Source organism: Anaerorhabdus sp. (assembly GCF_036657415.1).
Lineage (GTDB): Bacteria > Bacillota_I > Bacilli_A > Erysipelotrichales > Erysipelotrichaceae > Anaerorhabdus.
Genome location: NZ_JAVXGL010000087.1, coordinates 1 through 8,314 on the forward strand (window position 1 = coordinate 1; position 8,314 = coordinate 8,314).

Genomic DNA, 8,314 nt, shown 5'->3' on the forward strand with positions numbered 1-8,314 from the left:
GATGCCCTTATAGGGCGAAAATAAAACCACACGTTTTACGTGTGGATAGTTACTTTTAAATATTTGTTGATTAATTTATGATGCTGGAGTAGGGGTTGGGGTTGTTTTTCGTTGAAGACGATACATAACAACCTCTGGATCAGAAAGAAAGCGTATATCAGCTTTTGTAGTTCCTACACCATTCATTACATCCAAAATGAACTTATCATCAATTTTGTATTTTCCTTTGTTATAAACCTCAGCATAGGGTGCTGTATAAAATGATCCAAATATTGGAAAATAAACTTGTCCGCCATGACTGTGACCGGAAACTTGTAAATCAACTTGATCTGAAGTCAATGAATCAGCAATATCGGGAGTATGTGAGACAACAATATTGAAACTATTAGGGGAAACATTCGCGAAAGCACTTGTGATATCAGGGTTTCCAAGCAATTGACTATCTAAGCCAACAAGTCCAATGGCTTCTGAACCTTTATTTCTGATGAGAATAGAACGATTTGTAATAATTTCAAAGTCTGCATTTGATAACACAGAAGTAACAAGTTCTTTTGTTGTACTAGATTCTAAATCATGATTGCCTAAAACAGCGAATTTTCCTAAAGGTGCATTGATTTCTTTTAATTGTGCAGTTAATGTTGCAGTAACTTCTTCATTAGGAAGCAATACCGAAGGGTGGTCGAATAAGTCTCCAACGAATACTACGATATCTGGTGCAGCATTATTAATGAGTTGAACTACTTCTTGGAAACGTTCAGGTGTCATGTAATTGTTATAATGCACATCTGAGAAAAATAAGATATTTATATCATTTAATTGTGCTGGAATTTTTTCTGAAGATATATTTTCGTAACGCACTGTGAAACGAGTAGGAGCAACATAAAATGTATCATAGTAAAGACCGCCAACTAAAAAGACAAGCAATGTAAGTACGATTAAGATTTTTTGCCAAACCTTCATTATATACCTCAATTCTAATGTCTACTTTTAAAAAGTACGTTTCTATTATATACTATTTATTGTAGTTTGTGAGGATTGAAAAATGAATAATAAATGTTATTTTATTGATTTAGATGGAACAATGTATTGGGGAACAAAAGTTATTGATGGTGCTATTCAGTGGATTGATCACTTATTAGATCATCATATTAAATTTATTTTTTTGACAAATAATTCATCAAGGACACAAGCGCAAGCTTGTAATCATATGTTAAAGATGGGTTTTAGAGGAATTAAACCAGAGCATTTTTACACATCAGCCATGGCGGCAGCAGATAAAATTGCAAGAGAGTATCCAACAAAAAAAGAAGCGTATTATATTGGTGAAGATGGAATAAAAGAAGCTTTGATTAATAATGGGTTTAATATTAATCCAGAGAAAGCGGATTTCTTATTTATAGGTTTAGATAGAAATGCGACTTATCAAGATTATTCATATGCCTTACGTTTAGCTCATGAAGGAGCGAAGCTTGTAGGTACGAATAATGATCGTATTTTACTTTCTGAAAAAGGAGTAAATGTGGGTAATGGTAGTGTAGTTGCGTTATTTGAATATGCAACAAACACAGAAGCTATAAAAATAGGTAAACCACATAATGCAATTGTTGAAGGAGCTTTACGTTACGCTAAAGTAAGTAAAGAAGATGTTGCAATTGTGGGTGATAATCTTGAAACTGATATATTGTGTGGAAATAATGCGGGTATTGAAACTATTTTTGTAACCACAGGAGTACACAATATGGAAGATTGTTACCGTTTAGATATAAAGCCAACCTATATTGTAGCTAATTTAACAGGTTTAATGGATTAAAATAAATCACATAATTTACCATAAGTTTAACAAATTGGTGCGATAGAATTTTTGTAAACTATAGTCAGTAAGATAAATATCTTACTGTACAGTATTCCATAATCCCCTAAAAGTGAATATTGTACATACATTCTATCCCCTTATATAAAAAGAAAGAGAACTCGTGAGAGTTCTTTTTCTATTTTATACACTCATAAAGAATTGGTGATAAAGGCTTATCTGTACGATATTGTGTAAATGTAATTTGATTTTTCATTAACCATGCGTAGATTTGTTCGTGTTCTTCTTGTCCACCAGCATGTCCAATATAACAAGCAAGCATTAATCTGCCTGTGGGTTTTAATAAAGCATAAGCAGCCTGAATGGCTTTTAATGAACTTGCAGGTTGTGTGATAATTGATGAATCAGCTTTAGGGAGATATCCAAAGTTAAATAAAGCAACATCGATAGGTTCATTTACATATTTATCAATGAATTCATGACTATCTAAGATAAAAGTTAAATTAATCATTTTTTGACATCGTTCAAGCGTATTTTGTTTAGCTTGAGGTTGTATATCGAATGCATAAACATGATGACAATGTTGACATAAAAATAATGTATCATTCCCATTTCCGGCGGTTCCATCAATCGCAATCATAGTACTGTTTAAATATTCTTTTAAAAGTCGATGACAAGTTGTATTTATATTTTCTTGCATATTTTTAACCCTTGATAAAGATTGTCACGTGCCATTTTTTTATCTATTTCATTGAGTACAACTGTTTTATTTAATGTCCAAAGTGGAGTAACTAATTCTTCTTTAATTGCATCACCTGTTAATCGTTGAATAATGATTTTAGGATCTAAATATTGAAGCTGGTCACAAACAATATCAACATATTCATCAAGTGTAAGAATATGAAAAGGTTCTTTGTTGAATTCCTCTTCAAGTTTTGTATGTGTTGTAATATGGAGCATATGAATTTTAACAGCATCAATATTCAATTCATTTAAAGCTTTGATTGTATCGATCATCATCTCTTTATTTTCGTTAGGGAGACCATTAATAACATGTACGCATATTTTGCAATTTGTTTTTTTAATTCGTTTAACAGCATCTTTAAAAACGTCAAAGGTATGACCACGATTGATACGTTGGGCAGTTGTATCAAATATTGATTGTAGTCCTAATTCTATCCATATTTCTTTTTTTGTTGAACAGCTATGTAAATAGTCTAATATAGTTTGTGGTAGACAATCAGCTCGTGTTCCCAAGGCAATGCCAACTACTTCATCTAGAGACATAAAGGGTTCCAAACATTCTTTAACACGTTTTAGGGTGCCATATGTATTTGTATAAGATTGAAAGTAGGCAATGGTCTTACTGTTAGGCCATTTGTTTTCCATCATTTTCTTACCTTCATAATATTGTGATAAAAGGTCCATGCTAGAAGGTTGTGTAAAATTACCACTTCCAACAGCATTACAAAAAGTACATCCACCTATGCCGCAAGTACCATCTCTATTGGGACAGGTGAAACCAGCATTTAATGGAACTTTATATACTTTTGAGTTAAAGCGATGGCGTAAATAATAATTCCATGTGTGATATCGTTTGTTATCATCGGAAAATTTAAATAAATTCATAAGTTCTCCTATTTAAAATCTTCATAGGATAGATTTATCTGTCCAAGATTTGTTAGTAAAGTATCTAAAATTAATTGTGCTTTTTCATACTCATTAGAGCACTCTGTGATAGTTTTATCTTTGCTATTGAATGTGCAAGTAGTAGTTTTTTCCTCATCAATTATAGTGAGAGAGTCTTTATTGAAATTTATTTCAAAGGTTGCACCACTATATTCTAAACTATCACATTGAGCAATTGTCGTTGTCCAAATAGGATCTTTATTAAAATCAAAGGAATCATAAACACCAGTCATCCATTGATCCATATGACAAATATTTTTTTCACATTTATAATCTAAAGACTCAAGTTTTTTGATAATTTCTTGTTTTGAGTTAGCACAACTAGTTAATAATAAAATAAAACAAAGAAAAGATATCTTTTTCATCGTAACTTCTCCTTTAAATATTTTAAAAAAGAATAGTTAAACTATTCTTCAATTGATTGTAATGCGATACAGTAAGGACCACCTTGTGTAATGAATGCACAAGATAATTCTAAGATTTCAACGACTTGATTAGGAAATGAGTTCAACAACATTTCTTTAATCTTAAGTGCTTGTTTTTCTGCGAATGCATGAGATACATAGAAACGAGGATTATTTAAGTTTTTAGCTTTAAAATCTTCAATTATTTTTTTAACAGCTAAATCAAATGATCGTGCAGTACAAAATTTATCAAGTCTACGTCCATCAGCAGTTTGTTGAACTACAGGTTGTAGTTTTAATAACCCACCAATCTTTGCAGTGAGGGGTGTACAACGACCTCCGCGTTTTAAATAGTCAAAATCTTGGGGCATTAAGAATGAATGTGTAGATGCGATTTTCTTGTCTAATAAGGCAAGAATTTCATCCATTGATTTACCGTCTTTAATCCATTGGAGGATACAAGTTACCATATAGCGATGTGGTCCACAAAGAGTTGCGGAGTTCACAACATGAACTTTTACTTTTCCCTCCAGTTCTTGAGCAGCTGAACAAGCAGTTTGATAAGTTCCAGAAAGTCCATCAGCCATTGCTAATAGCAGGATTTCATCGTCATGATGTTTTTCAATAGAATCCTCAATTTCACCCAAAGTAGGTTGAGATGAAGTAGGAAAATTTCCTTCCTTAATTAGTTCAATAAATTGAGTGGGATTGATATCCACAAACTCCTGGTAAGATTTACCGCCGATAGATACAACAAGAGGGTTCACTGTAAAACCAAGGTTTTCAGCTTCACTAGGTGAATAAAGACAAGATGTGTCAGTAATAAGATGAATCATATTTTTCCTTTCTTACGCAATAAAGAATGCGATTGCAATAAAATGCATAAATGTCCCTAATAAGATAAATATATGAAATAATTCATGAAATCCCCAATTCGCAGATATATTTGGTTTTTTCAAAATATAAATAACTGCACCAATAGTATAACATAAACCGCCAATAGCGAGAAGGCTTAAACAGTTTAAAGGTACGGCAGAAAATCCTTTTATATCAAAAACAAGAGCCCACCCCATAAGTAAGTAAAGTAAGGTATATAAGAATCGAGGAGCATTCAACCAAATAATTTTTGTAATGATACCTGTAAGTGCAATTCCCCAGATAACAAGTGTGAAAATTAAATTATTACCAGGTGCAAGAAAATGCATTGCAATAGGGGTATATGACCCAGCGATGAGAACATAAATCATAGAATGATCCAATTTTCTAAAAAGTGTCTTATGTGGATTATCGTTTTGAATATAATGATAATACGCTGAAGCACTATACAAAGCAATTACGGATAGACCGAAAATAAGTAATATAATATGATTTGTGATATCTTTTTGATTAACGAATGATGCAATTTGTAAAATTATGAGATATAATACCCCTAGAATAGCACCGAGGGCATGAGTAAATGAACTCATTGGATCTTGTGCTTTATTAAAAAATTTCATGGCAATAACCTCCCACATCTAGTTATGATAACTAGATGATTTTATTTTATCATTCTTTTGTAAGAATTCAAGTAAAACTTTACAAATAAAAGAGGTGGTGTAGAATATGGGGAGGTTTGCAAAAACCAGGAGGAAAAAATCATGAAAAAAATATTATGTGGTTTATTAGCACTTGTGCTTGTCGCAGGTTGTTCTACAAAACCAGCTGAAACTACACCTACACCAGAGGCAACAATTGCTCCGGAAACTACAGTAACACCAGAAGCTACTCAACAAACTACAGTAACTGTTCCTGCCGAAGCGACAACTGTTGATTGTTCACAAGAAGGTGAAGGAATTTCTACAAATACTGTTTATACAATTGAAAATGGTGCAATTATTAAAGTAGATCAAATTTCTAATTTCACTGCTTCAGGTGATGAAATGCTTAAACAAATGGAAGAATCTTTAGTAAATCAAAAAGCAGCTTTTGAAGGAGTTGAAGGAATTACTTTTGATTATACAATTGGTGATGGAACTGCAACAATAACTAGTTCATACGATATTACAGTGATGGATGAACAAAGTTTAGCAACCATTGGTTTAACTGCTGATTTGAAAACAGACAAGGGGTTTATGATTCAACCTATTGTTGATCAATATGGTTCAATTGGAATTGCTTGTAATATCAAATAAATTGAAGTGAGAGAAATCTCACTTTTTTATTGAAAGTTTTTTTACTTACAATTAATAAGAGTTGATAAATAGATGCAAATTCTACTAAAAAATCAGTTGCAAGACTTAGATTTTTAAAAAGAATTATGTATAACTTGATTTTTTATGTACTTAAGAATCGTTAAGAATTATTTATTATAGAATTTTTAGGAGTAGAATAAAACTGGCTATAAATGCCGGAGGTATACAATGAAAAAAATATTATTTGGATTATTAGCACTTGTGCTAATAGCTGGATGTTCTACTAAACCAGCAGAAACAACACCAACCCCTGAAACAGTACCAACTGCAGAGACAACAGCAATTCCAGACGCTGATAAGAATACGATGTCTGAAAAATCAGTATTACAATGCACAATGGAATCAGATGGCGATATGGTTGTAAGAACATATGCTTATACTGATAACAAAGTAACAAATGTTGTTGTAGAAACTTCATATTCATTTGCTAATCATGATATTGCTGATTTAAAAAATCAAATTGAATCAGATAAAGAATTTTATGCAACAGAAAAAGGTTTAACTTTAGAATCTTCAGAAACAGATAAATATGTAACTATAAAAATGACATATGATGTAGCTTTAATTTCAGATGATATGAAATATGCAATCGGTTTAACAGATGATGTAAAAACAGATGATTATTATGATATTAACAAAGTCAAGGCTGCTGTTGAAAATACAAATAATACTTGTGAATTAAAATAAAAAGAAGGGATTCCTTCTTTTTTAGTTAAAGTATGAACTAGCTTAATCTAATGTAGAGATATATTTTTCTAAAGCATCAATGACTTGGCCATCAAATTGTGTTCCTTCGCAACGTCTAAATTCTTTTAGCGCATCTTGTTGTGATTTACCAACGTGATAAGGTCTTGTCACAACCATTGCATCATAAGCATCTGCAACAGCAATGACACGTGCCAAAAGACAAATTTCATCTGCTTTGAGTCCGCGTGGATATCCTGTGCCATCAAGCTTTTCATGATGTTGATAAGCTATCTCAGCGATTGTTTCACCATAGTGTTCTTTTATCATTTCATAAGTATATTGACTATGTTTTTTCATAACTTCATACTCATCGGCATCAAGTTTTCCAGGTTTCAAGAGTATCTCAGGAGGTATTTTTGCTTTTCCTACATCATGGAAAATAGCAGCGTAATAAAGATTATCAAGTTGATCGATATTGATGTGCAAGAAATAGATAATTCCTAAACAAAGTCGACGTACTCGTATACAATGATTTAAAGTATCACCATCTATTTTTTGTAAGTTTTCTAAAGTAATCATTAAATTATTTTCATCTTCTTCGTAACTTTGAAAGTAAGGTCCAGTATTTAGGTTCAGTATTTTTGTAGTTTCGATGACTCGAAACATTTGATTATATTTTAATGAATGATGATAATAAACATCGCCAGCTTTAAGTATGATGGTATTTTGACCATCTTGAAATTCAATAACACCTTCTAAAATATAGGTGAATTCAACCAAGCTATTTTTAATTGTGTATAAGTAGCCAACAGTTCCTTTAGGCATTGTTTCTAGTAATACTTCAAGATTATCATCTTGGCAAATCTGACAAGAAGTATCTCCATTAGCACCAAACAATTTAGTTTTTTCATAGTTCTCTTTAAATACAAAAAAAGTCTCTCCCATGTAAATCATCTCCCTAGTAATATCTTATTTAATCATACTATATTTGTTATTATGTACAAGGAAAATTAAATGTTACAAGGCTAGCTGTTTCAAACTTGAAGAGCAATTGCAGTCTTTGGATATTAATAAAATTTTCAAGTATTTTCAAAGTGTGTTTGGATTAGTTAATTTTAGGAGAAAATAATATGACTGAAAAATTAATCAAAGATGAAAGTGAAACAATATGATTAAAAATAAATGATGAAAAGTAATAAACATCTATAAATATAATGCATTGTGTTGAGCTTATCAAATCTTAATATTTCTTTTGATTCAAAATGATATACTTGAATATAGAGGATATATTAAGGAATATTTCAATGGAAAAAAATAAAATAATAAACTACGTAATTATTGGTGTCTTAGTATTAATTTTAGTTTTCTACTATTCTATTTCAATTAATTTAGCTCAAAAAGTTTCTCTGACATCTAAAATTTTAATATTACAATGCTCTGTAGATAATAAAGCTAATACAACGTTCAAAGAAAAATATATTGAAGGAGAAGAT

The 8,314-nt window shown here is 31.2% G+C and carries 11 protein-coding genes; 4 read left to right on the top strand and 7 right to left on the bottom strand.

The annotated features are described in order from the left end of the window. Nucleotides 1-75: 75 nt before the first annotated feature. Complete coding sequence (locus tag RSB60_RS09865; RefSeq protein ID WP_332475071.1) at nt 76-960, bottom strand: metallophosphoesterase; 885 nt, start codon at nt 958-960, stop codon at nt 76-78. Between the two features lie 82 nt (nt 961-1,042). On the opposite strand from RSB60_RS09865, the gene RSB60_RS09870 reads away from it, so the two are divergent. Next, nucleotides 1,043-1,810, top strand: coding sequence for an HAD-IIA family hydrolase (locus tag RSB60_RS09870; protein WP_323380364.1), 768 nt, complete (start codon nt 1,043-1,045; stop codon nt 1,808-1,810). A gap of 178 nt (nt 1,811-1,988) precedes the next feature. Here the strand turns inward: RSB60_RS09870 and RSB60_RS09875 are convergent, their stop codons facing one another. The 5 genes from RSB60_RS09875 to trhA are packed head-to-tail and all read right to left on the bottom strand — an operon-like array spanning nt 1,989 to nt 5,399. Then, nucleotides 1,989-2,510: a tRNA (mnm(5)s(2)U34)-methyltransferase gene (locus tag RSB60_RS09875; protein ID WP_332616070.1), complete on the bottom strand. Its 522-nt coding sequence runs from the start codon at nt 2,508-2,510 to the stop codon at nt 1,989-1,991. Beyond that, nucleotides 2,495-3,439, bottom strand: a complete 945-nt coding sequence (locus RSB60_RS09880) for a TIGR01212 family radical SAM protein (RefSeq protein ID WP_332475072.1) — start codon at nt 3,437-3,439, stop codon at nt 2,495-2,497. The genes RSB60_RS09875 and RSB60_RS09880 overlap by 16 nt, the downstream gene beginning before the upstream one ends. Before the next feature lie 8 nt (nt 3,440-3,447). Next, on the bottom strand, nt 3,448-3,864 hold the full coding sequence (locus RSB60_RS09885; protein ID WP_332475073.1) for a hypothetical protein: 417 nt from the start codon (nt 3,862-3,864) through the stop codon (nt 3,448-3,450). A gap of 41 nt (nt 3,865-3,905) precedes the next feature. Next, nucleotides 3,906-4,739, bottom strand: coding sequence for a DegV family protein (locus tag RSB60_RS09890; RefSeq protein ID WP_323380368.1), 834 nt, complete (start codon nt 4,737-4,739; stop codon nt 3,906-3,908). Between the two features lie 12 nt (nt 4,740-4,751). Next, a complete protein-coding gene (gene trhA / locus RSB60_RS09895) occupies nt 4,752-5,399 on the bottom strand; it encodes a PAQR family membrane homeostasis protein TrhA (protein WP_323380369.1) in 648 nt (215 codons plus the stop codon). Nucleotides 5,400-5,540: 141 nt separating this feature from the next. On the opposite strand from trhA, the gene RSB60_RS09900 reads away from it, so the two are divergent. After that, nucleotides 5,541-6,074 carry a lipoprotein gene (locus RSB60_RS09900; protein WP_332475074.1) on the top strand — a complete coding sequence of 178 codons (534 nt, stop codon included), beginning with the start codon at nt 5,541-5,543 and terminating at the stop codon, nt 6,072-6,074. 228 nt (nt 6,075-6,302) lie between these two features. After that, nucleotides 6,303-6,821: a membrane lipoprotein lipid attachment site-containing protein gene (locus tag RSB60_RS09905; RefSeq protein WP_323380371.1), complete on the top strand. Its 519-nt coding sequence runs from the start codon at nt 6,303-6,305 to the stop codon at nt 6,819-6,821. A 42-nt stretch (nt 6,822-6,863) separates the two neighbouring features. On the opposite strand, the gene RSB60_RS09910 is transcribed toward RSB60_RS09905, so the two are convergent. Further along, on the bottom strand, nt 6,864-7,766 hold the full coding sequence (locus tag RSB60_RS09910; protein ID WP_332616076.1) for an HD domain-containing phosphohydrolase: 903 nt from the start codon (nt 7,764-7,766) through the stop codon (nt 6,864-6,866). A gap of 359 nt (nt 7,767-8,125) precedes the next feature. Between RSB60_RS09910 and RSB60_RS09915 the strand changes: the two genes are divergently transcribed. Continuing rightward, nucleotides 8,126-8,314, top strand: a 189-nt coding sequence (locus RSB60_RS09915; RefSeq protein ID WP_332616078.1) for a hypothetical protein, incomplete at its 3' end; no start/stop codon positions are given.

Excerpts from the sequence above, each read along its gene's own strand:
- RSB60_RS09875 (WP_332616070.1), bottom strand. The coding sequence starts at position 2,510 with ATGCAAGAAAATATAAATACAACTTGTCATCGACTTTTAAAAGAATAT.
- RSB60_RS09880 (WP_332475072.1), bottom strand. The coding sequence starts at position 3,439 with ATGAATTTATTTAAATTTTCCGATGATAACAAACGATATCACACATGG.
- RSB60_RS09900 (WP_332475074.1), top strand. The coding sequence starts at position 5,541 with ATGAAAAAAATATTATGTGGTTTATTAGCACTTGTGCTTGTCGCAGGT.
- trhA (WP_323380369.1), bottom strand. The coding sequence starts at position 5,399 with ATGAAATTTTTTAATAAAGCACAAGATCCAATGAGTTCATTTACTCAT.
- RSB60_RS09910 (WP_332616076.1), bottom strand. The coding sequence starts at position 7,766 with ATGGGAGAGACTTTTTTTGTATTTAAAGAGAACTATGAAAAAACTAAA.
- RSB60_RS09890 (WP_323380368.1), bottom strand. The coding sequence starts at position 4,739 with ATGATTCATCTTATTACTGACACATCTTGTCTTTATTCACCTAGTGAA.
- RSB60_RS09905 (WP_323380371.1), top strand. The coding sequence starts at position 6,303 with ATGAAAAAAATATTATTTGGATTATTAGCACTTGTGCTAATAGCTGGA.
- RSB60_RS09865 (WP_332475071.1), bottom strand. The coding sequence starts at position 960 with ATGAAGGTTTGGCAAAAAATCTTAATCGTACTTACATTGCTTGTCTTT.
- RSB60_RS09870 (WP_323380364.1), top strand. The coding sequence starts at position 1,043 with ATGAATAATAAATGTTATTTTATTGATTTAGATGGAACAATGTATTGG.
- RSB60_RS09885 (WP_332475073.1), bottom strand. The coding sequence starts at position 3,864 with ATGAAAAAGATATCTTTTCTTTGTTTTATTTTATTATTAACTAGTTGT.